The organism is Nitrospirota bacterium (assembly GCA_016235245.1).
GTDB lineage: Bacteria > Nitrospirota > Thermodesulfovibrionia > Thermodesulfovibrionales > UBA6898 > UBA6898.
Genome location: JACRLO010000034.1, coordinates 34,574 through 57,667, shown reverse-complemented (window position 1 = coordinate 57,667; position 23,094 = coordinate 34,574). Strand labels below are relative to the sequence as shown.

At 48.9% G+C, this 23,094-nt stretch carries 24 protein-coding genes; 12 read left to right on the top strand and 12 right to left on the bottom strand.

All coding sequences use genetic code 11. The annotated features are described in order from the left end of the window. Window positions 1–59 precede the first annotated feature (59 nt). Together HZB31_13760 and HZB31_13755 are read right to left on the bottom strand one after the other, a co-directional pair. Window positions 60–1,808, bottom strand: a complete 1,749-nt coding sequence (locus HZB31_13760; GenBank protein MBI5848986.1) for a DUF2207 domain-containing protein — start codon at window positions 1,806–1,808, stop codon at window positions 60–62. Between the two features lie 7 nt (window positions 1,809–1,815). Then, window positions 1,816–2,391 carry a LemA family protein gene (locus tag HZB31_13755; protein ID MBI5848985.1) on the bottom strand — a complete coding sequence of 192 codons (576 nt, stop codon included), beginning with the start codon at window positions 2,389–2,391 and terminating at the stop codon, window positions 1,816–1,818. A gap of 296 nt (window positions 2,392–2,687) precedes the next feature. Between HZB31_13755 and HZB31_13750 the strand changes: the two genes are divergently transcribed. Further along, window positions 2,688–4,520, top strand: coding sequence for a S8 family serine peptidase (locus HZB31_13750; protein MBI5848984.1), 1,833 nt, complete (start codon window positions 2,688–2,690; stop codon window positions 4,518–4,520). Between the two features lie 148 nt (window positions 4,521–4,668). Further along, on the top strand, window positions 4,669–5,127 hold the full coding sequence (locus HZB31_13745) for a CPBP family intramembrane metalloprotease (protein ID MBI5848983.1): 459 nt from the start codon (window positions 4,669–4,671) through the stop codon (window positions 5,125–5,127). Window positions 5,128–5,186: 59 nt separating this feature from the next. On the opposite strand, the gene HZB31_13740 is transcribed toward HZB31_13745, so the two are convergent. Next, window positions 5,187–6,350 (bottom strand): hypothetical protein, encoded by a 1,164-nt coding sequence (locus tag HZB31_13740; protein ID MBI5848982.1) that lies wholly within the window; start codon window positions 6,348–6,350, stop codon window positions 5,187–5,189. Window positions 6,351–6,493: 143 nt separating this feature from the next. Here HZB31_13740 and HZB31_13735 point away from each other — a divergent pair, with 143 nt between their 5' ends. From HZB31_13735 to HZB31_13710, 6 genes are all read left to right on the top strand, one after another. After that, window positions 6,494–7,945, top strand: a complete 1,452-nt coding sequence (locus tag HZB31_13735) for a leucyl aminopeptidase (GenBank protein ID MBI5848981.1) — start codon at window positions 6,494–6,496, stop codon at window positions 7,943–7,945. Further along, a complete protein-coding gene (locus HZB31_13730) occupies window positions 7,942–8,745 on the top strand; it encodes a zinc dependent phospholipase C family protein (protein ID MBI5848980.1) in 804 nt (267 codons plus the stop codon). The genes HZB31_13735 and HZB31_13730 overlap by 4 nt, the downstream gene beginning before the upstream one ends. A gap of 86 nt (window positions 8,746–8,831) precedes the next feature. Further along, window positions 8,832–9,104: a hypothetical protein gene (locus HZB31_13725; GenBank protein ID MBI5848979.1), complete on the top strand. Its 273-nt coding sequence runs from the start codon at window positions 8,832–8,834 to the stop codon at window positions 9,102–9,104. 290 nt (window positions 9,105–9,394) lie between these two features. Next, entirely contained in the window at window positions 9,395–10,528 is a 1,134-nt protein-coding gene (locus HZB31_13720; GenBank protein ID MBI5848978.1) for a hypothetical protein, read from the top strand. An 83-nt stretch (window positions 10,529–10,611) separates the two neighbouring features. Next, window positions 10,612–11,808, top strand: coding sequence for an ABC transporter permease (locus tag HZB31_13715; protein ID MBI5848977.1), 1,197 nt, complete (start codon window positions 10,612–10,614; stop codon window positions 11,806–11,808). 3 nt (window positions 11,809–11,811) lie between these two features. After that, window positions 11,812–12,486, top strand: a complete 675-nt coding sequence (locus HZB31_13710) for an ABC transporter ATP-binding protein (protein ID MBI5848976.1) — start codon at window positions 11,812–11,814, stop codon at window positions 12,484–12,486. A 3-nt stretch (window positions 12,487–12,489) separates the two neighbouring features. Here the strand turns inward: HZB31_13710 and HZB31_13705 are convergent, their stop codons facing one another. From HZB31_13705 to HZB31_13680, 6 genes are all read right to left on the bottom strand, one after another. Beyond that, window positions 12,490–12,930 carry a DUF2318 domain-containing protein gene (locus HZB31_13705; protein ID MBI5848975.1) on the bottom strand — a complete coding sequence of 147 codons (441 nt, stop codon included), beginning with the start codon at window positions 12,928–12,930 and terminating at the stop codon, window positions 12,490–12,492. A 4-nt stretch (window positions 12,931–12,934) separates the two neighbouring features. Next, window positions 12,935–13,408, bottom strand: a complete 474-nt coding sequence (locus HZB31_13700) for a nitrous oxide reductase accessory protein NosL (GenBank protein ID MBI5848974.1) — start codon at window positions 13,406–13,408, stop codon at window positions 12,935–12,937. A gap of 94 nt (window positions 13,409–13,502) precedes the next feature. Next, entirely contained in the window at window positions 13,503–14,174 is a 672-nt protein-coding gene (locus tag HZB31_13695; protein MBI5848973.1) for an ABC transporter ATP-binding protein, read from the bottom strand. After that, entirely contained in the window at window positions 14,167–15,396 is a 1,230-nt protein-coding gene (locus HZB31_13690; protein MBI5848972.1) for a lipoprotein-releasing ABC transporter permease subunit, read from the bottom strand. The genes HZB31_13695 and HZB31_13690 overlap by 8 nt, the downstream gene beginning before the upstream one ends. 9 nt (window positions 15,397–15,405) lie before the next feature. Further along, window positions 15,406–16,881 carry a lysine--tRNA ligase gene (gene lysS, locus HZB31_13685; GenBank protein MBI5848971.1) on the bottom strand — a complete coding sequence of 492 codons (1,476 nt, stop codon included), beginning with the start codon at window positions 16,879–16,881 and terminating at the stop codon, window positions 15,406–15,408. Window positions 16,882–16,953: 72 nt separating this feature from the next. Next, on the bottom strand, window positions 16,954–17,559 hold the full coding sequence (locus HZB31_13680) for a response regulator (GenBank protein MBI5848970.1): 606 nt from the start codon (window positions 17,557–17,559) through the stop codon (window positions 16,954–16,956). Between the two features lie 149 nt (window positions 17,560–17,708). Between HZB31_13680 and HZB31_13675 the strand changes: the two genes are divergently transcribed. After that, window positions 17,709–19,088: an MBL fold metallo-hydrolase gene (locus HZB31_13675; GenBank protein MBI5848969.1), complete on the top strand. Its 1,380-nt coding sequence runs from the start codon at window positions 17,709–17,711 to the stop codon at window positions 19,086–19,088. A gap of 13 nt (window positions 19,089–19,101) precedes the next feature. Here HZB31_13675 and HZB31_13670 read toward each other — a convergent pair whose 3' ends face one another. Genes HZB31_13670 through HZB31_13660 form a run of 3 tightly spaced genes read right to left on the bottom strand, consistent with a single transcriptional unit; the run spans window position 19,102 to window position 20,717 of the window. After that, complete coding sequence (locus HZB31_13670) at window positions 19,102–19,581, bottom strand: metallophosphoesterase (GenBank protein ID MBI5848968.1); 480 nt, start codon at window positions 19,579–19,581, stop codon at window positions 19,102–19,104. Between the two features lie 15 nt (window positions 19,582–19,596). Next, window positions 19,597–20,112 carry a chromate transporter gene (locus tag HZB31_13665; protein ID MBI5848967.1) on the bottom strand — a complete coding sequence of 172 codons (516 nt, stop codon included), beginning with the start codon at window positions 20,110–20,112 and terminating at the stop codon, window positions 19,597–19,599. Next, window positions 20,109–20,717 carry a chromate transporter gene (locus tag HZB31_13660; protein ID MBI5848966.1) on the bottom strand — a complete coding sequence of 203 codons (609 nt, stop codon included), beginning with the start codon at window positions 20,715–20,717 and terminating at the stop codon, window positions 20,109–20,111. The genes HZB31_13665 and HZB31_13660 overlap by 4 nt, the downstream gene beginning before the upstream one ends. Window positions 20,718–20,809: 92 nt before the next feature. Between HZB31_13660 and HZB31_13655 the strand changes: the two genes are divergently transcribed. Genes HZB31_13655 through HZB31_13645 form a run of 3 tightly spaced genes read left to right on the top strand, consistent with a single transcriptional unit; the run spans window position 20,810 to window position 23,092 of the window. Then, window positions 20,810–22,108 carry a 3-isopropylmalate dehydratase large subunit gene (locus tag HZB31_13655; GenBank protein MBI5848965.1) on the top strand — a complete coding sequence of 433 codons (1,299 nt, stop codon included), beginning with the start codon at window positions 20,810–20,812 and terminating at the stop codon, window positions 22,106–22,108. Then, the gene (locus HZB31_13650) at window positions 22,105–22,629 is read left to right on the top strand and encodes a 3-isopropylmalate dehydratase small subunit (protein ID MBI5848964.1); all 525 of its coding nucleotides are present in this window, start codon (window positions 22,105–22,107) and stop codon (window positions 22,627–22,629) included. The genes HZB31_13655 and HZB31_13650 overlap by 4 nt, the downstream gene beginning before the upstream one ends. Before the next feature lies 1 nt (window position 22,630). Continuing rightward, the gene (locus HZB31_13645; GenBank protein MBI5848963.1) at window positions 22,631–23,092 is read left to right on the top strand and encodes a RidA family protein; all 462 of its coding nucleotides are present in this window, start codon (window positions 22,631–22,633) and stop codon (window positions 23,090–23,092) included. Window positions 23,093–23,094 lie beyond the last annotated feature (2 nt).

Below are 23,094 nucleotides of genomic sequence, written 5' to 3'. Positions count from 1 at the left end.
GCACAAAGGGGTGCTCAGCAGACAAATCCCATGAATACGCAAGTCCGGAGTGAATCAAATCACCAGCTGCCTCCTCCTCCTCCTCCGAACCCGCCTCCTGAAGAACCGCTGCCAAAGCTGCCGCTGCCTCCTGCCCCGCTTCCCCGTGGTGCGGAGTAGATAGCTGATGACATGTCTGACATGGCCGAACGGAATGAATGAGTAAACCCTGTGGGGCTAAAGGTCCTGACCCCGCCGGGCGAGACATACCAGTCCGGCGGCTCCTGGTACATGCCCTCAAACGCCTTTGCCCAGTTGTCCGACACTTCAAGGGCAAGGGCATAGGGGAAGAACTTCGAAAAGAGGTTCTGGTCCTTCATCCTTTCGAGCTGATCTTTTTCCGCCCTGTTCATGAACTCCTGAAATCCCAGGATCTGCATGTATACCGCAGATCCTTCCCGGGTTTTTGCAGGCATGAATTTGGCGAAGCCAAGCACTGACAGTCCTGTCAGGACTCCTGCAGATACAGCCCGGACCTCTCCAATGGTATCGCCCAGCAGTGTCTGAAGTGCAAAAAACGTTCCGAATCCAAGGGCTGCAGCGATGACGCTGTACGTGATCCTGACACTCTCGGGGTTGGTGAGGAAGTATTTCTTTCTGAGGAGTTCATTATAGAGTATTTTTTTCAGTGCAGGGATATTCTGGTAGAAGCTGTTCTTGAGTTCCGAGATCATCCTGCCCGGCATTGATCCAAAGACATCGAGCATTAACTGCTGCTCAAAACTGCTGAGAGATCCGTCTGCATCCTTCATCTTCTTCAGGTAATAGTCAGTTCGGTCAAAGATGAGACCGTCATCTTTTGTCTCCTCGATCGTGATGTACCCCTTTACGGCAAGTCCGACAATGCTTGCGGTGATATCGCGCGGATCGAGCTTTTCATCGACCATGGCGCCGACTTCAGCAGGTGTGAGCGGAGCCCCGGAATGTTCAGGCGGGCTATACATGACCATAATTGCTTCCCTTACGCGGGGATCTCTGCCTGTCTCTATCCAGAGAAAAAGCATGAACAGGAAGGATAACACGGGCAGAATGAATACCCAGTTCTGTACCAGATTGAAGACCCAGAGGATTTTCTTAAAAGAAGTGGGCGGGGAAACAATGCCCTTGTCCCATCCGTATGCAGCGGTGAGTCCTTCTCCTGTCTGGAGTGGTCTCTGCGCGACGAATTCGATAACGTTATCGCCGGGGATATTCCTGCATGCAGATTCGCGGGAACCCTGCCTGCCCGTGTAGCAGGAGGCCCAGTATTCCTTTGTCCTGGCCCCGGCCAGGGACACCGTGCATCGGGCCTTTATGATGGCTGCGTTCCATTCGTTTCCGGTGACGTTCCAGTAGAGTTCGTCATGATCGTCAAAGAAGAGAATGGCGTTTTCGACTCTGTAGAAAATCTCGTATTTCTGTATGCCGGATACATATGTTTTTGCATCACCGATCCGCACTCTCAGGATATTCCCCTGTCTGATTATGCGGTATGATATGGGTGCTCCATTGCCGTCAGTGACCGAAAGGATATCGGTCGGTGTCATTAATGTCGCGCCGGTGCTGTCGGTGTAGCGATAGGGGAGGTCGCGATATATGCCGTGTCTCTGCCGATGGAACTCTACGGTTAGAGTCTCTTTGACGGTAAAAGACGAGTCCTGATTTATGGCGATAAAGACATTGAAATCATTGATCGTGAAGTCCTGCGCAAAGGAAGCCTCAGGCATGAAGAGGTTCAGGCAGAGGAAAAGGCAGAGTGAAAATAGGGTATACCCAGCCGGCCTCTTCAAGAATGCCTCAGGAAAAACTTACTTTTGTCGGTTTTCTCTCTACCCCTGCTTCCTCAAGTTCGAAAAACTCTGACTTTTCGAACCTGAACTGGCCGGCAATGACGTTTGAAGGAAAGGTTTCAGTCATGATGTTATAGTCACGGACCACTGCATTATAATAGCGGCGGGCAGATTCGATATTGTCCTCAAGCTCTTTCAGTTGCTGCTGAAGCTGCATGAAATTTTCATTTGCTCTGAGCTGAGGATAGGCCTCAGCAACGGCAAAGAGGCTCTTCAGGGTCTCGGTGAACATATTTTCCGATTTCGCCTTGTCAGCAGTCGAAGATGCCTTCATCGCTGCTGAACGGGCCAGAGCCACATTCTCAAAAACTGATTTTTCATGACCGGCGTAACCCTTCACGGTCTCAACGAGGTTCGGCACAAGATCATAGCGCTTCTTGAGGTTTACATCAATGTCGGACCAGGACGACTTAACCGTAGTCCTGAGACGGACAAGCCTGTTGTAGATGACAACCACCGCTACGACGACCAATACGGCAATGACCAGAAACAGCATTAATACCAATCCAGCGATTGCAACCATAGTCCCTCCGGAATGCTGATTTTTGATATGACTATAACAGAAGTTCTATAGCCTGACAAATAAAAAAGTGAGTGCATTCCTATCGTAAAAAAAATCTTGGTCACACAAAGACTTCTTCGTATATTTGCCGGAGGAATTATCCCCTGTCGCGATAACTAATTTCCCTTGACTCACCGGGTAATATCAACTATACTTTTTTCAGAAATTTCATGTTGTTTGAGCCCGGTTGCAGTATAGTGCGGTGCTTAAATTATACCCAGTTTAATTAAATTCTTGCACGGGAGGGAAGATCAGTTATGAAGAAGTTACTGTATATGTTTCTGGTTCTGTTTCTGGCGTCCTGCGGTAGCGACAAGACCGCTAGCAACTCGACGAATTCAACCATAGAGGTGAGCAGCCCCAGGCTTTCGGTGCAGTCGGTTCTTACAAACATGGAGACCGGCAGATTTAAGGAAGGCGAACTGCTTGTAAAGTTCAAATCGGGTATCGTTGGAGCATCTTCGGTACGAGCGCATCAGTCAATCGGTGCATCAGTGCTGAAGACCTATGGGCTTGTACCCAACCTTGAGCATGTAAAACTTCCCAAGGGCCTTTCTGTCAGGGATGCCATTATAAATTACATGTCTCGTCCTGATGTCGAGTATGCCGAGCCGAACTACATAAGGCGTTCTGCCACTACGATCGCGAGTGATCTGTATTTCGGCCAGCAGTGGGCTTTAAGGAATACCGGTTCGTTTGCAAGCGGGACCTCCGGCGCAGACATGAGGGTTGCAGATGCGTGGGACATAAGCAGAACAACCGGTTCTGTTATCGCCGTGGTGGATACCGGCATAGACTATAATCATGTCGATCTCGTTGGCAATATCTATACCAACCCTTCCGAGAACTCCAATAATTCCATTGACGATGACGGCAACGGAAAGATAGATGATTGGAGGGGATGGAATTTTGTCAGCAATACCAATGACCCGATGGACGATAATGGTCACGGCACGCATGTTTCCGGCATTATTGGCGCAGCCGGCGATAACGGCATTGGCGTCAGCGGCGTAATCTGGAGAGTTAAGATTATGCCCTTGAAGATCCTGGATGCAAATGGTGAAGGAACGGTATCTGATTCAATTTCGGCTATTCAATATGCGGTATCAAAGGGAGTAAGAATAATAAACGCTAGCTATGGAGGGAGCGATTTTTCTTCTCCCGAGTTCGATGCGATAAATGCGGCGAACTCTTCGGGGGCTCTCTTGATCGCTGCTGCCGGCAACGGTGGCAATGATGGGTTGGGTGACAACAATGACCATACCCCTGAATATCCCGCAAGTTATGCACTCCCTAATATCGTTTCTGTTGCGGCAACTGATCAGAATGACAGGAGGGCAACATTCAGTAATTATGGAACGACTTCTGTTCATGTCGCCGCCCCGGGAGTATATATCCTGAGTACGATCCCTCAGGGCACCTCGTTTGGCATGTGTACAGGGTCTCCTTACCCGGGATACGACTTCTGTGAAGGCACATCAATGGCTGCCCCTCAGGTGTCGGGAATTACGGGGCTGCTCTACAGTTACTATACGAACTTTACTCATGCACAGATACGCGCAACGCTGTTAAGGTATGTCGATGTGCTGCCGACTCTTCAGGGATGGATTCTTACAGGCGGCAGAGTCAATGCATATAAGGCTGTCTCATCCCTGCTCTCGCCAACTGCCCTTACGGCGATATCGACGTCTCCAACCACGATATCTCTTTCATGGTCGGATAATGCAACGGGAGAGGACGGCTACAGGATCGAAAGGTCTACTGCGGGAGGACCCTATGTTGAAATAGGTCCAATAGGACCGAACAGCTCAGCCAATGCATCGTTTACTGATTCGGGCCTGCAGCCTTCTACCAGGTATACCTATCGGGTAAGGGCGTTTAATAACATTGGAGAGTCACCGCTTATGTCCAATGAAGCATCTACAACAACCCTTGCGCCTGAATTCGTCCCGGCGAGCAGCGGCAATGGTGGAGGCGGAGGAGGCTGTTCAATCGGTGCAAGGCAGAACGCTGCCTCAGCTTCTGGAAATGTGGCGGTCATGCTGATACCTCTGGTTGTCGTGATTTTAATGAGGCGGAAAAAGAAGTAACAAGCTGAAAAGCACCGTAATTGCCAATAAGAGAAAGGCATTATATACATACCTGATTCTTTTTTTAATGGTATTTGTATATCATGCCTTTTCTTTTGGCATACTAAAGTATCTGATTCCTCTTTATCTTATTGCTGTTCCATTCCTTGTGGCCGGCAGCATCACTATGCAGTTGAAAGTGCGTGACATTGCCTTTGGCGTTTTAACATCAGCAATAGTTCTGCTGCCCTTCTGGTTTTTATTGGTGCCCTCTGCCGGCCGTCTTCCGGCGGTGCCATTGCATATCATGGCGTTTCAACTCTTTGGTGTCTCCCTGCCCGAAGAGGCCTATTTCAGGGGGTATTTTCAGCAAAATCTTGGCAATAACGCGCGAGGGGTTATATTAACCAGCCTCCTATTTGCCATTATGCACCTGCCGCAACTGGTCGTTTATGGTGACTGGTATTCAGTGTTGACGTTCTTCCCTTCGCTGGTGATGGGATTTATGTATCTGAAGACTTCCAATATTCTGCCGTCTGTCATTTTCCATTTTGTGGCAAACATTCTGTTTCTTGGATTCCACAATATCCTGTCCCAAAAGATTTTATCATTCGGCAGCACGTTTTGAGCTGGCCCCCACTCCTGCGCGCCGTCTTGTCTGTATATCGTGTCCTTTTATTGAACTGTTTACAGCTTTCTTCTGAAGAAGGCAAAAAAGTATTCTCTGAGTTTTTCATGGAATGGCCGCTTATTCCACTGTACAAGGGTTATCTTCTCTGAGCGGGCAATATCGGCATAGAATACTTCGGCCATCTGCTTTCCGAAATCACTGTCCATGATCCCGACGTTCCCCTCATCGTTTCGCCGCAACGAACGAAAATCGAGGTTTGCAGAGCCTATGATGGACCAGATCTCGTCAAAAACGGAGGTCTTTGCATGGAGGATTACACCATTATACGTGTATATTTCAATGCCTGCCCTCAGGAGTCTTGAGAAGAAGGCCCTTGCCGCAAAGTGAGCTGCCGAGATGTCCGAGACTCCTGGCAATAACAGTTTCACGTCAACACCCCGAACGACAGCGGCCTCAAGAATATGAACCATGCGCCTGCTTGGCGTGAAGTATGCCGTTGTTAGATAAATGCTCTTCTGCGCAGTATTGATGCTGTAATAAAGTATCTTGCGCATTTTTCTTCTGCCCTTTGCCGAGCTTGCAAAGATAGGAAGCACGGGGACACCTTGTTGGGGCATCACGACATCCAGGCGGGGTTCAATGGGATCACCTTTCCATATCTCCCAGCTTTTTATGAACTCCTCCAGAAGCCTTTTTACGATCGGACCCTGCAGAAATATCCCTGTGTCGCGCCAGCCTCTTCCTTTCCTCAACCTGTGGTAGCCACGATATTCGTTGGCAATGTTAAGGCCGCCGGTAAAGGCTTTGGAACTGTCAATTATGATGAGTTTCCGGTGATCTCTGTGTATATAATGAAACGGTGTAGTCCAGGCAAAAGGCCGGGATGCACGAATATGAACGCCGGCAAGCCGCAGTTCCTTCCAGAATGAGCCTGGTGTGCAAAGGGAGCCGAAATGATCGTAAATAAGGCAGACAGTCACCCCTTCTTTTACTTTACGCTTAAGGATATCCGCCAGCTCCCTGCCCGTTTCGTCATTGCGGAATATATAGAACTGCAGACATATCAGTTCCTTTGCTTCGCTGACGGCCTCGAATATGCCCTGGAAGGACTCTCTGTCTTTCCAGACAAGGTCCACCTGATTAGCATCCGTAAAGGACGAGCCGAAGATCTTCTGAATGCCTTTTTTCGAGAAGGGAGACGGAGTTGCACTGTTTTTCATAGATAGATGATTACCGAAAGGTCCTGAGGCTGTCAATTGTAATAATGAAGAAAACTTAATGATATGTTTTGTGGATAATTACTTCTCGATTGGTTAGACTAAAAAGAGTAATTAATTGAAAAACTGGACGGAGTAATCCCTACATGCAGATTGCCGTAAAGAACTTAAAGGAAGAAGACTGTGCCTGTGATGTATTAATACTTCCTTTTGTGGAGGATGGGCCGAGTTCCTATCGAGGGCTTAAGCCTTCGGTCGGCAGGCTCATCGAGAAAATCCGAAAAAAGGAATTCAAGGGCACTCTTAATGAACTCCTGCTTGTGCCTGCCCCGGAAGATAGTAAAGCGGAAAGAATCCTTTTCCTGGGCCTGGGTAAAAAGGCTGCGGTGACTGCGGAGAAGGTCAGGCAGTCGGGCGGTAAGGCACTTTCCTATCTCCGCGATATGGAGATGAGGAAAACGGCTCTCTCGACCCTGGTCCTGGATCAACTGAAGCAGTCTCCTGTCCATTTTATCGAGGGAGCGCTTCTGGGCCTTTATACGTATAAAAAGTACAAAAATGAGGATCACGCAAAGACGATATCTTCACTTGTGCTGATCACAAAGCCTTCAAAGGAACTTTCTCTCGGCATCAGGAAAAAAGAGGTGATCGCGTCTGCTGTTGCCTTTGCAAAAGACCTTGTCAATGCTCCGGCCAATGATATGACGCCGAATGACCTCGCAGGTGCTGCCTGTTCCCTTAAGCAGAAGCTTATTTCTGTCCGGGTCCTTGAAAAAAAGGATATTCAAAAGATCGGCATGGGAGCATTTCTGGCGGTATCGCGCGGATCAAAGGAGCTGCCGAAATTCATCGTGGCAGAATACCGGGGAAGTGCAAAGCCGCCCATAGTCCTCGTAGGCAAGTCGATTACGTTTGATAGCGGAGGTTTGTCACTCAAGCCTTCTGACGGCATGGAAAAGATGAAATATGATATGGCCGGAGGTGCTGCAGTTCTGGGCACAATGAAGGCTGCCGCAGAGCTGAAACTGCCTGTGCATCTCATCGGCCTGCTTCCTGCCACGGAGAATTTGCCTGGGGGTTCCGCGGTAAAGCCGGGTGATGTTGTCCGGTCTGTCAGCGGCAAGACTATTGAGATTGCAAACACTGACGCTGAGGGCAGGCTGGCAGTCGCTGACGCTATCGAATATGCCAGGCGTTTCAAGCCGAGGGCCATCATCGATATCGCCACCCTTACCGGCGCCTGTGCTATCGCCTTTGGCGGCGAGGTTGCGGCAATGATGGGCAATGATAGATCTCTTCTTGACGCCCTCAGAAAGGCTGGTGAGGAAACCTATGAGCGGGTATGGGAGCTTCCGCTCTTTGACGAGTACAGGGACTATCTCAAGAGTGATATCGCTGATATAAGAAATATTGGCAACAGGATAGGCTCACTTATGGCCTCTGCGTATTTTCTCCATGAATTTGCAGGTCAGTCGCCCTGGGTTCATATTGATATCGCTGGGACTGCGTGGGTAGAAAAGGACCGGCCCTATATACCGAAGGGCGCTTCAGGCATCGGGGTGCGGCTTATGTTGAATCTGATCGAGAGGTGGCAATGAAAATATCCAAGCTTTTCTGGATTATATCCTTTCTTCTTGTTCCGAGCCTCAGCTATGCCTGGGGGCCTTTGACGCATATCTATCTCGGGAATGAGCTTTTCTCTCTCAGCGCCCTTATCCCTGCAGGCGTTCTTGAGCTTATGAGGAGATACCGAAAAGATTTTCTTTACGGAAACATCATGGCAGATATCATCATCGGCAAGAAATATCTGCCTGAGGGCAAGAGCTCTCACAGCTGGGAAGTTGGATTTGATCTTCTCAAGGCGGCTAAGACATCGCAGCAGAAGGCGTTTGTCTACGGTTATCTTTGCCACCTTGCATCTGATACGGTTGCCCACAATTCCTACACTGCAGACAAGAAGAATATCGGTCATACGCTCCTTGAGATGAAGGCAGACAGTATTATTGACAAGAAATACTGGTTCCAGGCAATGCTTATCGACAGAAAAACACAAGTGCGCAATGATCTCTTCCTTGAAAACTCGCTTGAGCGCTTTCTCTTTTCTTTTAAGACCAATAAAAGAATCTTCAAGGGCATGGTCTTCTTTTCCTTTATGAATCAGCAGAAGATTGGTGATTTTATTGATCGCAGGCTGGTCACGTCTATCCCCGACCGTGATGCCATCGAACTGTTGCACCAGGAGTCGCTTGACAAGATGATTGACCTGCTTCAGAATTTTGAAGGCTCTGAAGTGATCTCGACAAGGCCGGGAGGTACTGTGCGAAATGGTAAATTCGCAAAAGCTTTTGTTCAGTTCCAGGCAGAGAAGGGCAATCGCCGTTTATTTTACCGTCAATAGATCGGTATGGCAGCGGTTTTTTATAGCAGCGGCTTTCTATGGGCTGAATCCGCTTCAGCGTAAAATACTTCCCTGATATCTCAAATATGGCAAAAAAAATAGGTGTGGTAGTCAGAGACAGGCATGCAGAGGCCCTGCGTATGGCAATAGGCCTGTCGCTCGAAGATGATGAGGTCCATGTCTATCTGATGGACTGCTTACTGGACTGTAAGGAGCAGGGTATTGCCGCAACCCTCGAGGTGTTGAATGACCTTGGCATGCGCATTGTCTCCAACCGCCCTGACAATTCTTTTGAAGTGATGGACACGGATGCCATTGCCCGCGAGCTTGTCCATTTCGATTCTGTCATATCCTATTAAAGACTTTCCTGGCAGCAAGCTGCCGTTACTTTTCACAATTCTTCATGATCATGTGAAATTGTTTGTTTTTCATGATAAATCAATGACATAGGTCTTCTAAAGTTAGAAATTCAAGTTGATAACTCTATGAATGAGATGCTAAGGTAAGACAGCATGAGATTATTATACATCTCATAAATGCTTAGGCGAAAGGTGGTGATCCCGGAAGCGAGCAATGAACAAACGGTGCAAATGATGTATGTTCTCTGGAGTTGCACAGCTGTATAAACCAAATATAACGGGGAGAAACTATGAAGAAAGTATTGCTTGTGGCTTTAGTTCTTACAGTGGTAGTGGGCGGCTATCTTGCCTTTACGACAGTCGATACCAAGGTATCTGTTGCGACAGCAGCGAAGAAGACATACTCGGCAACAGTTTACGTAGCAGGCATGGGCGGACATTTCGCAAAGGCTGATGTTACAATCGACCCGAACAATGCAGACGATCCGATCAAGGTGGCTAATCTTGACAGAGTTGTAATCGGTGACAAGACCTCACACCCGACCCACGATGCAAGAATCGACTCTGAAGATTCGAACATCATGTTCTGGTCGACTTATGTGCTTGATGCCAACAAGAAGCAGCACGTCGGAAAGACTGATCTGAAGACCGGAAAGGTTCTCAAGGATGTTGCGATGGATCCTGACAAGAGATCCCCTGGCGAAAAGCCCCCCCTGTATTGTGCATCAGGCCAGTCAAAGGCCAGCTATCTTCCGATTTTCATGGGTAATGAAGGCTATGTAGATGTATTCGACAAGAAGACCATGGAGCACAAGAAGAGAATGTTCGTTGACGGTCTTGGTTACAAGTCAGGTTCCTATGTCTTTGTCCATGGAACAAACTCAAACGATATGAAGAAGTTCCTTATATCCATAACGATGAAGGGTGATGACGGCAAGGCCAACGGCGCAGTTGATTCCATTCTTGTTGATCTGCCTGCAATGGAAAAGGGTGAATGGAAGGTTCTTGCAAAGGCAACCCATAAAGGCGAGCCAGGAAAGACCATCACATTCAGAATGTATTTCAGCAAGGATGACAAGTTAATTTTCCAATCAGCAGCTGACAGGTTCTGGCTTCTTGACGGCAGCAATCTGAAGATGGTTGATGAGAAGATGTCCACTGCAGGGCAGAATCATGATGCAATACCTACTCTGGACGGCAAGTATGCACTCCTTACGCTCAGGACCTCCACAGAGGGTTGTGATGTTGATGGCAAGCCGCTTCCCGGCAAGACCATCACAGACGGTACTCTCCAGCTCTATGATGTAGATGCCAAGAAGATTGTTGGTAAGTCAGCTTCTACCTGCCAGGCCTGCCATAAGGGCATGGGCCTTGGCGACAAGAGTGCTGTTCTCTGCGGTATAGACGCGAACTTCAAGAAATAGAATCTATCTTCTCTCTTAATTCTATCTATGCGGCTTCGGCCGCATAGATAGAATATCTTTAAATCCGCTATAATACTTACCTTATGCAGACCGAATTTACTATTTCTACTTTTGCCCTGCGCAATCTCAAGAGAAAACCGGTACGTACGGTAATTCTAATTGCGGCTATTGCAATCCTTGTCTCTGCTCTGGTCTTCGCCCTTTCTTTTGTCAGCAGGGTGTCTTCGAGCATCAAGCTGGCTTCGGAGCGGCTTGGCGCTGATATTCTGGTCGTTCCTGCGGGCTCCCGGGGAGCAGCCGAGGATGTGCTGCTTGAGAACAAGGCAAAGTCCTTTTACATGGACAAGGCCGAGATCGATAAGCTGAAGACGATAAAAGGCATTGATCAGATGACCTATCAGACATATCTTACTACCATGCAGGGTAAATGCTGCGATGTGCCTGAAACCGTTGTGGTTGCCTTTAATCAGGAGACTGATTTCGTTGTAAAGCCCTGGCTGAGCGAAAAATTCAACAGGAAGCTGCAGAAGGGCGAGGCCCTCGTTGGCAACGAGTCTGCGTTCAATATCAGAGTAGGGCTTGTTGATGTTGACAAGGTCCTTTTCGGTAATATCTTTAAGATGGTCGGTGTCCTTGACAAGACAGGCACCGGTCTTGACAATGCGCTGTTCATCAATGACGAGAACCTTGAGGATATCATGGTAAAGGGGCAGACAGATCTGAAGCCGGGTCAGGTCTCTATTGTTTTCATAAAGGTAAGAAAAGGACTTGATCCCTATAAGGTTGCCGGTGAGATCGAGGATGCCTTTGTGGAGCTTGACACTATGGCGCGGAAAGATATCGGCAAGAGCATTATTACCACACTCCGGGACATTAATCAGATATTCATCTTCACCATGATACTTATTGCCTTATTGTCGGGATTTCTGACCTGGGCCATATTTTCTGCCATTGCGAATGAGCGTGCCCGTGAGGTGGGGATCATGCGGGCGGTTGGCGCACGGGAGTCGCATATCGTTACGGTATTTCTTGCCGAGGTTATTATCGTCGGCAGCATCGGCAGTCTCATCGGTATTTTCGGCGGGACGACGCTTTCAATAGTTCTTGCAAAGAGTTTTTCGATTATGAAGAGCCTTCCGATGCATCTTACGGTCCTGAATCGCATACTTATTGCGTGTATAGGTTTTCTCATCGGAAATTCAATATGTATTGCCGGAGCGCTTGCGCCCATCTGGAAGATAAAAAAGATGGAACCTCTCATGGCGATAAAAAAGGATTAGCTTGTGGCCCAGATTGAAGTTTCAGAGCTGACGAAGATCTATCCGGTGGGCAATCAGGAGATCACTGCAGTCAGCAAGGTATCGCTGCACATTGAGAAGGGTGAGTTTGTGTCGATTGTCGGTCATTCGGGGTCAGGAAAGACTACGCTTATATCGATAATCGGCGGTATCATGAAGCCTACATCAGGAAAGGTGCTCTTTGAGGGCAAGGACATCTGCAGCCTTAATGATGACGATCTCTCTGCATACAGAAATATGAATATCGGGTTCATGTTTCAATTCGCCAGTCTTCTCCCCATGCTTACCTCAACGGAAAATGTTCTTCTGCCGGGCCTCTTCAGTCAACGGAAGGATGTGCATGCGGTTAAAAGGGCAGAGGAATACCTTGATCTTGTTGGTATTGGGGAGAAGGCAGATGCCTATCCGTCACAGCTCTCAGGAGGTCAGCAGCGCCGTGTTGCTATTGCCCGGGCACTGATGTACGATCCTCCCGTCATCCTTGCTGATGAACCCACAGGCGATCTGGATGAAGAGACAGAGGCTGATATTGTTGAACTATTCAAGAAGCTGAACAGGGAAAAGATGATGACCTTTATTTTTATAACGCACAATCTGGAGCTTGCAGGCATGGCATCACGGCAGCTGCGGATGACCCGCGGCATCCTTGCCGGGGTATGAAGATCAGAACAGTTTTGCTCCTTTTTCGATCACGGCAGTATCAATCACGAGGTTGTTGGCCACAATAGTGCTCTTGAGGTGGATGGGATTGCACCCGTCTTTTTCATCCCATTTCTCTTCTGCAAGTCCGAACTTCATGCTGCATTCGTTGCAGATCAGGTCAATGCCCTCCTGACGGTATCCTTTTTTCTTCTTGTAGCAGGTGAAGCAGGCATCATAGTATGAAGAAACAGTCCCTTTTCCATCAGCTCTGACAAAGAAGTTTATATGCTTGCCGGTCTTCCGGTACGTGTAAAAATGCGCCTTTCCATCACTGACATCACTAAGCGGTATGACAATACTGCCGTCTCTTGCCGGGGCATCCTTATACAGGGCGGGTTGCCTGCCGCAGCCGGTCAGCATGAGGAGAAACAGGAAGAAAGCAAAGATTGTATGAGGCCTCATGGTATCAGTGCAGAAGCTCGATCGTTACTTCCTGAAACTTCACTATTCTGGTGCCTTTATGATCTCTCATAAACTCCCGGGCGTCCGCCTCTGTAGAAAGAGGAACCAGCTCATCTCCCATAGGGCCGTACACGTCACTGCCGATAACATAAAACAGTTTTCTGGCATCCTGAAGCTTTGTTGAATAATACTCGGTAACATAGATCCCCGTGATGTCATCTGATCTCTTTGAGGATGCATATTTCTGCAGGTTCAGATAATACTTGAACATGTCTTTGGGGCCGTCAAATACCGCATAGGTCCCATCTTTAAAGACGACCTCTGCGAGCCAGTGCGTGTACTTTGCGACAAACATGCCGCAGACAGGGCATTTATCGTCTTTCTTTACCGTAACCGCCTTTACTTCTGCGGCATAGGACGGAACGGTGAAGGCACCGCAGAGTATAAGTGTAAAAATAAGTAATCTGAATTTCGTCATCATCCTGCTCCCGGGCTATGTTTATGCCTGAACCTTGATAAAAATTATTGTTGCATATTTAGTTAAACAGAAAGGAGTAATTGAGTCAATCAGTTCAGACGAGCATGCCGTCTGCCATGCGGAGGATCCTGTGGCAGCGATCAGAGAGGTTCATATTGTGAGTGACGATAATAAAAGTAATATTCTTTTTTTTGTTGAGATCGAGGAAAAGCTCAAAAAGACTTTCGCCTGTTGAGGTGTCGAGATTGCCGGTAGGTTCGTCAGCGAGTACAAGACCTGAGTCCTGCATGAGTGCGCGTGCCACAGCAACACGCTGCTGTTCACCGCCAGAAAGCTCACCGGGACGGTGGTGCAGTCTCCTGGACAGGCCGAGATCGCCCAGCAGGTCCTGCGCCTTTTTCTGCACATCTGCATAGGGTTTTTTGCCGATCAGGCCCGGCAGCATAGTGTTTTCAAGTGCATTGAATTCCGGAAGCAGGTGGTGGAACTGAAAGACAAAACCGATACTCCTGTTTCTGAACAGAGCGAGGGCCGACTCTTCCATCGAAAAGACGTCGGTGCCTCTGAAGAGGATCTTGCCGGCGGTCGGTCTGTCCAGGCCTCCGAGAATATGCATGAGCGTGCTTTTACCTGCTCCCGACGCTCCGGTAATGCTGACCATTTCACCTTCATTGATCGAAAGGTTGATATCTTTCAGCACCTGCAGTTCCCCTGCCTCAGTCCTGAAAGACTTCTGGATATCAACGGCTGCTATGAGTTCACTCATAGCGCAACGGTTCCACAGGATTCAGCTTTGCAGCCTGCCATGCAGGATAAAGTGTGGCGGCGAAGCTGATAATGATCGCAGAGAGCGAGACGGTAACAAAGTCAAAAAGACTCATATTTACCGGCAAATGGCTTAGATAATAGACGTCAGCAGGCAGCCTGATGAGCTGGTATTTGTTTAGGACAAGACCGAGCAGATATCCTCCGGTCATGCCGCTGGAGGTTCCGATAAGCCCGATGAAAAGCCCCTGGAGCATAAAGATAGTCATGATACTCGTATTGGTTGCCCCGATAGCCTTTAATATCGCGATTTCCCGGCTTTTTTCCATGACGTTCATGATCAGGTTGCTGATGATGTTGAATGATGCAACAAGAATGATCAATACGAGGATTACAAACATCGCAAATTTCTCAAGTTTCAGTGCAGAGAACAGGTTCTTGTTCATCTGCATCCAGTCGAGTACGAGATAGCGCATACCGAGAGTCTCCTGGAGTTGCTTCTTCACCTCAGGCGCCCGATAAATATCTTTGAGTCTCAGTTCGATTCCGGAAATGCTGTCTTTAAATCCAAAAAAATCCTGTGCCGGCTTCATGGCTGTCAGCACCAGGTTTGCGTCATATTCGAACATGCCGATTTCGAATATGCCCACGACCCGGAACTGTTTCACCTTCGGCAGCATACCCATCGGTCCGATCTCGCCAACAGGAGAGACCACATTGATCATGTCATTAAGGAGAACGCCGAGGTTAGACGCAAGTTCACTGCCTATAAGGATACCGGGAATCTTCTCATCTTCAGCGAGTCTTCTGAAATCACCTTCCCTGATATGTGAAAGGATCTCGGTTGTCTTTGCTTCCACCTCCGGTTCAATGCCGCGGATGAAGACTCCGTGAGCCCTGTTGTTAAACGAGACCATGACCTGGCCGATCACAAAGGGAGCATGGGAAAGGACCTCCTTGTTGGAGGCGAGTTTTTCCGTTATCTGGAGCGTGTCAGTCATCGCGCCCTTGTAGTCCCGGATAATGATATGGGCATTTGCCCCCAATATCTTTTTCTGAAGATCCTGGTGAAAGCCCGACATGACGGAAAGTACCACGAGGAGCGCCATAACACCAACGGCAACGCCCCCGATAGAGATGGCCGTATTTACCGATACCCCTTTGTGCTTTTTCTTTGATTTGAGATATCTGAAGGCGATAAATATCTGATAGGGGAGTTTCATCCTCAGGACTTATTGTTCGGGCTTGAGCTGGGGGAAAAGGATTACGTCACGGATCGACGCCGAGTTCGTAAGGAGCATGACGAGTCTGTCAATGCCTATGCCTTCACCTGCAGCAGGCGGCATGCCGTATTCGAGAGCCCTGATGAAGTCCTCATCCATCTCATGCGCCTCATCATCGCCTGCCTGTTTGGCAGCAACCTGTGTTTCGAAGCGGTCGCGCTGGTCAAAGGGGTCGTTCAGTTCAGAAAAGGCATTGGCAATCTCCCGGCCGCAGATGAGGAGCTCGAAACGTTCCACCAGCCCCGGATTATCGGTCTTCCTTTTAGCCAGAGGCGAAAGCTCAACCGGGTGATCAATAATAAAGGTCGGCTGAAGCAGTCCCGGCTCGACCATCTCCTTGAAAATTTCATCGAGAATCTTGCCCATGGAAGAGCCGTTTGGAATATCTATCTTATGAGCTCTTCCCCACTGTTTCGCCTTCTCCTGATCATTGAAAACTTCGGTTGGAACTCCCGCCTTTTCAAGTGCTTCAAGCATTGGTATACGCGGCCAGGGTGGGGTGAGGTCTATCATCTGGTCACCATAAGGAATCTGGAGTGAGCCGACGGCCTTCATCGCAACTTCAGCAAAGAGCTCCTCGGTCAGTGACATGAGAAAATGGTAATCCTTATAGGCAATGTAGAATTCGAGCATTGAGAACTCTGGGTTGTGCCGTGTTGAGATTCCTTCGTTTCTGAAGTTCTTGTTCAGTTCGTAGACGCGTTCATATCCGCCGACCAGCAGTCTCTTCAGATACAGTTCCGGAGCGATTCTGAGATAAAGATCAATGTCCAGCGCATTGTGATGTGTTTTAAAGGGGCGCGCTGTTGCGCCGCCCGGTATCTGGTGCATCATGGGAGTCTCAACTTCAATAAAACCCTTTGATTCCAGAAAATCCCTCACGCCTTTGATAATCTTGCCCCGTTTTGCAAAGTTCTCCCTTACTTCGGGATTTACGATAAGGTCAATGTAGCGCTGCCTGTACCGTATTTCGATATCCTTGAGACCATGCCATTTTTCCGGAAGAGGTCTGATCGATTTTGTGAGCAGGGTGTATGACTCAACCTCAACGGTAAGTTCGTCCGTTCTTGTTCTGAAGAGGGACCCCCTGATGCCGATAATGTCACCGATATCAAGTTTCCGGAGAAGTTTATACTGTTCGCCCAGCAGATCTTTCTTGAAATAGATCTGAAGTCTGCCGGTTGCATCCTGGATATGTCCAAATGCAGCCTTGCCGAAATCCCTCATGGCTACTATCCTGCCTGCCAGGGAACAGGAGATCTTTTCCGTTTCCAGATTTTCCTTTGGCGTAGCGCCGTACAGTGCCCTCAGCTCAGCAGCATGGTCATTTGCTTCATAGGAGCCGCCATAGGGTTTTATGCCGAGCTCTTTGAGTTCTCCAACTTTTTTGATGCGCTGCTCTATCAGTTCATTTGTATCGTCCATAATGACCTCTTTCGAAAATATTTAAGGATTATAATGATTTGTGCGGATGAACGTCAAGAAACGGGAGAGCAGCTACTTCTTCTGTTTATACTTTTCCATAAGATAGCTGATGAGGGATTCTACTCTTGATATCAGTTTGTCAGGATCTGGCTCAGAGCCTTTGTTTACGTAATTGGCAGGATCCAGATTTTGCATCTGCCTTCTCAGATTTTCGTCAGCCTTTTCAGCCGAAAAGAACATAATCGGCGTTTTCTTTATATCGTTTTGCGATTCAAGGGACCGCATAAGACGGGCTGCGGTGAGACCATCCATGATCGGCATGTTGAGGTCAATGATCGCGATATCAATTATCTTCTTTTCGCTGATGAGCTTCGAATATGCGGATATAAGTTCAAGACCGTTCTGGAATGCCATGACCTGGGTAGAGAACTTTCGGGCACGAAGCAGGTCTTCGATGATTTTGCGGGTGGAATGAGAATCATCGGTTACCAGCGCGTAGCTTTCAGCAGGTGCTGGCTGTTTCTGCGCTGCCTCCTGTTTTTTTGCCTCCCAGAGGTTTTGAATATCGAGTGTGAAGCCGCAATAGGCGCACGTTACTTCAAGCCTTTCATTTCTTTTGAAGGTATTGAAAGGCACCTGGTCCCCGCAGCATAAACAATATTTTGTTTCGTCCCCCATTTTGCTCTCTCATTATAAAGAAGCAGGGTTTTGATTGCAAGAGAAGTCATTGCAGGCCACGTTCTGATAAAATATTGCGGAGAAAGGGTGCCTGCGCTCTAAAGCGACGGGAACACTGCGTTTGAAAGATGAACTGACGGGGTGATAGAATGAAACTTGTTTTTTTAGGCGGCGTTCGGACGGTGACAGGCTCATGCTACCTGCTGCAGGGAAAGAATTACAAGATACTGATTGAGTGCGGCATGTACCAGGGCCATGACGCTGAGGCGGTGAACCGCCGTCCATTCCCGTTTGACCCTTCTGAGATTGACTGCCTCTTCCTGACCCATTCCCATCTTGACCATATTGGCCTTGTGCCAAGGCTGGTAAAGGAGGGCTTCAGGGGAAAGATCCTTGCCACATCGGCAACGGCAGATATTGCCGAGCTGATTCTGAGAGACTCTGCTCATATACAGGAATACGATACCGAGTGGCACAATCGAAAGGCGATGAGAACAGGGCATGCGCTTAAGGAGCCGCTTTATCTGTCCCGGGATGTGGATATGGTGCTGCCACTCATACAGCGAAAACAGTATAACAGGATAGAGCAGCTCCGTGAAGGAGTTCGCTATCGTTTTGTAAACGCCGGCCATATCCTGGGCTCCTCAACCCTTGAGCTTTGGTATGAGGAAGACGGCAGGGAAAAAAAGATCTCTTTTTCGGGGGATATCGGCAGGAAGGACAATCCTATTGTAAATGATCCGGTCTTTGTCGAAGAGACGGACTATCTTACGATAGAATCCACCTACGGCAACCGCAACCATAAGGACATGGATGCTTCGGTCGATGAACTGGTGAATGTGATCAGGACCACGTTCAGGAAGGGTGGCAATGTGATCATCCCGTCCTTTGCCCTCGGCAGGACGCAGGATCTGCTCTTCATTCTGAACAGACTGGTCAAGCAGGACAGGCTTTTCAGGATTAACGTGTATATCGACAGTCCTTTGGGTGAACGCATTACGAAAGTCTATGCCGCACATCCCGAATATTTTGACGAAGAGGCAAAACAACTTTTTACGCTTGAAAGCAGAGACGCCCTGAGGCTCCATTTTACAAAAAAGCCGGAGGAGTCCATGGCCCTGAATAAGATCAAAAAAGAGGCGATTATCATTTCGAGCTCTGGTATGTGCGAAGGAGGAAGGGTGAGGCATCACCTGAAACATAACCTCTGGCGGAGAGAGAGCAGCATCGTGTTTGTCGGATATCAGGCCGAAGGGACTCTTGGCCGGCAGATCGTAGACGGCGCAAAGGTCGTCGAGGTGCTTGGAGAAAATATCGTTGTCCGTGCAGGTATCCATACGCTTGGCGGGTTCTCGGCACATGCAGACCAGCGCGAACTTCTGGACTGGATAGCTCAGTTCAGGAACAGACCAGAGATATTTATCGTGCACGGTGAAGAGCAGTCATCACTGGCGTTCCGCGATGCCATTGGGGCAAGATTTGCCTGCCCGACGCATGTACCAAAGTCAGGAGAGGTCTTCGAAATCTGAGAAGTTTGGGCTGTTAAAGTTCGATCAGTTCTGCTGAAAGCGAAGAAAGATCTGCTATCGCCATCGTGGATTTGCCGTAGAGCCATCCGCTCAATTCTCCCGGGTTTGCGATGAGGGTGTTCCCCTGTTTCCGAATATCAGAGGTATGCGTATGGCCGTAGGCGATAAGGTCGAACTGAGCACTGACCGCAAGCGCATCCACCACATGCTGTTCATGCATGATCACGATCTTTTTCCCCGCCAGTTCAAAAATGTAGGGCTGCGTGAAGATTCTGCCGTTTGACAGCTTCTGAAGCAGCACGCGTTCGCCGTCGTTGTTGCCGTAAATGCCGGTAAAATCGCATTGCAGGTGCTTTAATGCCATGAAGGTGAATGGAGAACAGAAATCCCCTGCATGGATTACGTGTGCCACGTTCCGTTTGTTCAAGATCTCTACGGCCCTGTGGATTACCGGCATATTATCGTGGGTGTCTGAAATGATCCCTATGAGCATGGTATTTTCTCCTGATCAAAATATGAATGCGCCGATAAGGCCGGCGCCGAGGATAATAAAAGACGGGTCGATCTTAGTAAACGTAATAAGCGCAAAGCTGCAGAGCGCTATTGCAAAGGTTTCGGGATCAACCAGAGAGGTAGCTCCCAGGGAAAGAGCAACTGCGGCAAGCAGTCCGATAACAGCACTTTTTACACCGGTAAAGCTTGAAGCGATGAACGCAGAGTTTTTGTACGCGTAATAGTATTTGACGGCAAGCGTAACGATTACCAGACTCGGCAGATAGGAACATATGACTGCCAAAAGGGAGCCTGCGACACCATGAAGCTTGAATCCGATAAATGCGTTCATAACGGTAAGAGGGCCGGGAGATAGCTGCCCTATCGCAATTGCGTCGAGAAACTCCTGGTTGGTGAGCCAGTGGTGCTTGTCCACGAATTCACGCTGCAGAAGAGGGAGCATGGCATATCCTCCGCCAATAGTCAGGGAGCTGATATAAAAAAGAATCCAGCAGAAGGTGAGCAGGCTCATGCAGGTTTGTTCCTGAAGATGAGATATCCGGCCGCACCTGCCGTCAGGATGATCATGATGGGACTGAGTTTGAACAGCGCCAGCAGGAAGAATGCTGCAACTGCAATGAGCAGCGTTTTATAATCTTTGATGGTCTTCCCGGACATGGTGAAAATGATCGAAAGGAGCAGACCAACGACTGCAGCTCCAATACCTTTCATGACCGGCCTGAGCAGGGGATGTTCCTTTATCTTCATATAAAAGACCGCAAGAAGGATTGCTACGACCGTGCCGGTAAAGATCTGCCCCGCGGTAGATGCCAGTGCCCCCCTCATTTTTTGTAGCCGGTATCCGATGCAGATACCGGTATTGACGATAGGTGCTCCCGGTGTCATCTGGCCGATCGCGATGCTCTCAATATAATCGTCGTGTGTCAGCCATTGGCGCTTTGCAACAAGTTCTCTTTCAAAAAAGGAGAGCATGGAGTACACACCGCCAAAGGCAAAGGTGCCGATCTTGAGGAAAACAAGAAATATTCGTGTGACGCTTGGCGGCTGAGACCCGGCATCAGGAGTGTTCATAGGAAAAAGTTTAGCATATTTTACATGCCTTTTGGACTCAGGCATGACGGTGAGGCTTCTTTATAAAAGTGCGCACAATATGATATTTTAGAAAGCATCAGTCGGAACTATTTGCGCAGTTTTTGAAAGGAACTACGATGGCACAGACATTGGCAGAAAAGATATTCAGATCCCATTTGAGGGATGAACCATTTCCGGGAACAAAGGTCCTCGATATCGACGTGGTGATGTGTCACGAGATCACGACGCCGATTGCGATCAACGATCTCGTGGCGCGGGGAATGGACAGGGTCTTTAATCCTGACAAGATAAAGGTCGTTATTGATCATGTCACACCGGCCAAAGACACCAAGACTGCGCTGCAGGGCAAGATCCTGAGAGACTGGACCCGAAGGCAGAAGATCAGGGATTTTTTCGATATCGGCAGCAATGGCGTATGCCATGCGATATTCCCTGAAAAGGGCTTTATCCGTCCTGGGTATACGGTCATTATGGGAGATTCACATACCTGCACGCACGGTGCCTTCGGGGCATTTGCAGCAGGTGTCGGAACTACGGACCTGGAGGTCGGCATCCTGAAAGGCGTTTGCGCGTTCCGTGAGCCGAAGACAATCAGGGTCAATGTGAACGGTACCCTGCCCGAGGCGGTCTATGCAAAGGACGTCATTTTGAGGATCATTAAGGAACTTACGGTTAAAGGTGCGACGGACTGTGTGATAGAGTTCCAGGGCAGTGTGGTAAAGAAGATGTCCATGGAGAGCAGGATGACGCTCTGCAATATGGCGATCGAGGCAGGAGGCACGTCAGGCATCTGCATGCCGGACAAGGTGACCGTTGATTACCTCTGGCCCTTTATTTCGACTGAATACGCTGACAAAAAAGCTGCAGTTGCTGATTTCAAAAAATGGTGGTCTGACAAGGGCTGCAGATATGAAAAGGTCATCGATCTTGATGTGAGCGGACTGGAGCCGCAGGTGACGGTCGGGTTTAAGCCGGATGAAGTGAAAAATGTCTCGGAAGTTGCGGGCACGCAGGTAGATCAGGTTTATATCGGTTCCTGCACAAACGGCAGGCTTGAGGACCTGCGCATTGCAGCTCAGTATCTTAAGGGAAAGACTATCGCCCCGACAATCAGGGGAATTGTATCTCCGGCCACACCCAAGGTCTTCAGGGATGCTGATAAACTGGGTTATATCAGGATATTCATGGACGCAGGGTTCTGCGTCACGAATCCCACCTGTGGCGCATGCCTGGGCATGAGCAGCGGTGTGCTTGCACCGGGCGAGGTCTGTGCATCGACAACGAACCGTAATTTTAACGGCAGAATGGGCAAGGGCGGTATGGTGCATCTCATGAGCCCGGCAGTGGCAGCAGTGACGGCGCTTGAAGGCAGGGTCGCTGATCCAAGGAAATTTTCGAAGGAGCGATTGAAATGAAACGATTCGGAGGCAAGGTCCTCTTCTTAGACAGGTCTGACATTAATACCGACGAGATCATACCGGCAAAGTACCTTACCGAGATATCGAAGGAGGCATTAAAACCTCATATGCTGGAGGACCTGAAGCTTGAGGGATTTGATCCTCAGTCCCGCCAGACCCTTGAGGCCGGGGTTATTGTGACGCGGGGGAATTTCGGATGCGGTTCATCGCGTGAGCATGCTCCCTGGGTATTTGAGGTCAACGACATTAATGTTGTGATTGCCTCAAGCTTTGCCAGAATATTCAGGCAGAATATGTTCAACTGCGGCATGCTGGCTATTGAACTGTCCGAAGAGACGATAGATGCGCTCTTTAAACACAATGACAGCAGCGCCGAGATCACTTTTGATTTCCAGCATAACACGTTAACGGTCAGCTCGGGCAAGGGTAATAAAACGATATCCTATCAGATCGCTGAGTTCGACAGGGCACTTATCGAGGCAGACGGCTGGGTTGGGTTTGCGGATGCCAAGTATTAGGATGTCACCGGAAGAAAGACTTAAGGGTCTTGGCATCGACCTTCCTGATCTGCCGCAGCCGCTTGGCTCATATGTTCCCTTTGTAAGGACAGGAAATCTGATCTATCTCAGCGGCATGCTGCCGCTTGAAAGGGGGAAGCTTCTTTATTCCGGCAGGGTTGGTGAAACGGTTTCTCTCGATGAAGCGGTACAGGCTGCGCGCAGGGCTGCGATCAATGCCATCGCTGTCCTGAAAGCGGCAAGCGGCAGTCTTGATTCCCTGAAGAGATGCGTCAAGGTGACCGGTTTTGTTGCCTCAGCTCAGGATTTTACTGATCAACCCAAGGTTATCAACGGCGCATCTGATCTTCTGCGCGAGGTATTCGGGGAAGCAGGATTGCATGCCCGCGCTGCGGTCGGCGTGCATATTCTGCCGATGAATTCACCGGTTGAAATAGAGTTTATCTTCGAAGTGAATTCGTAACT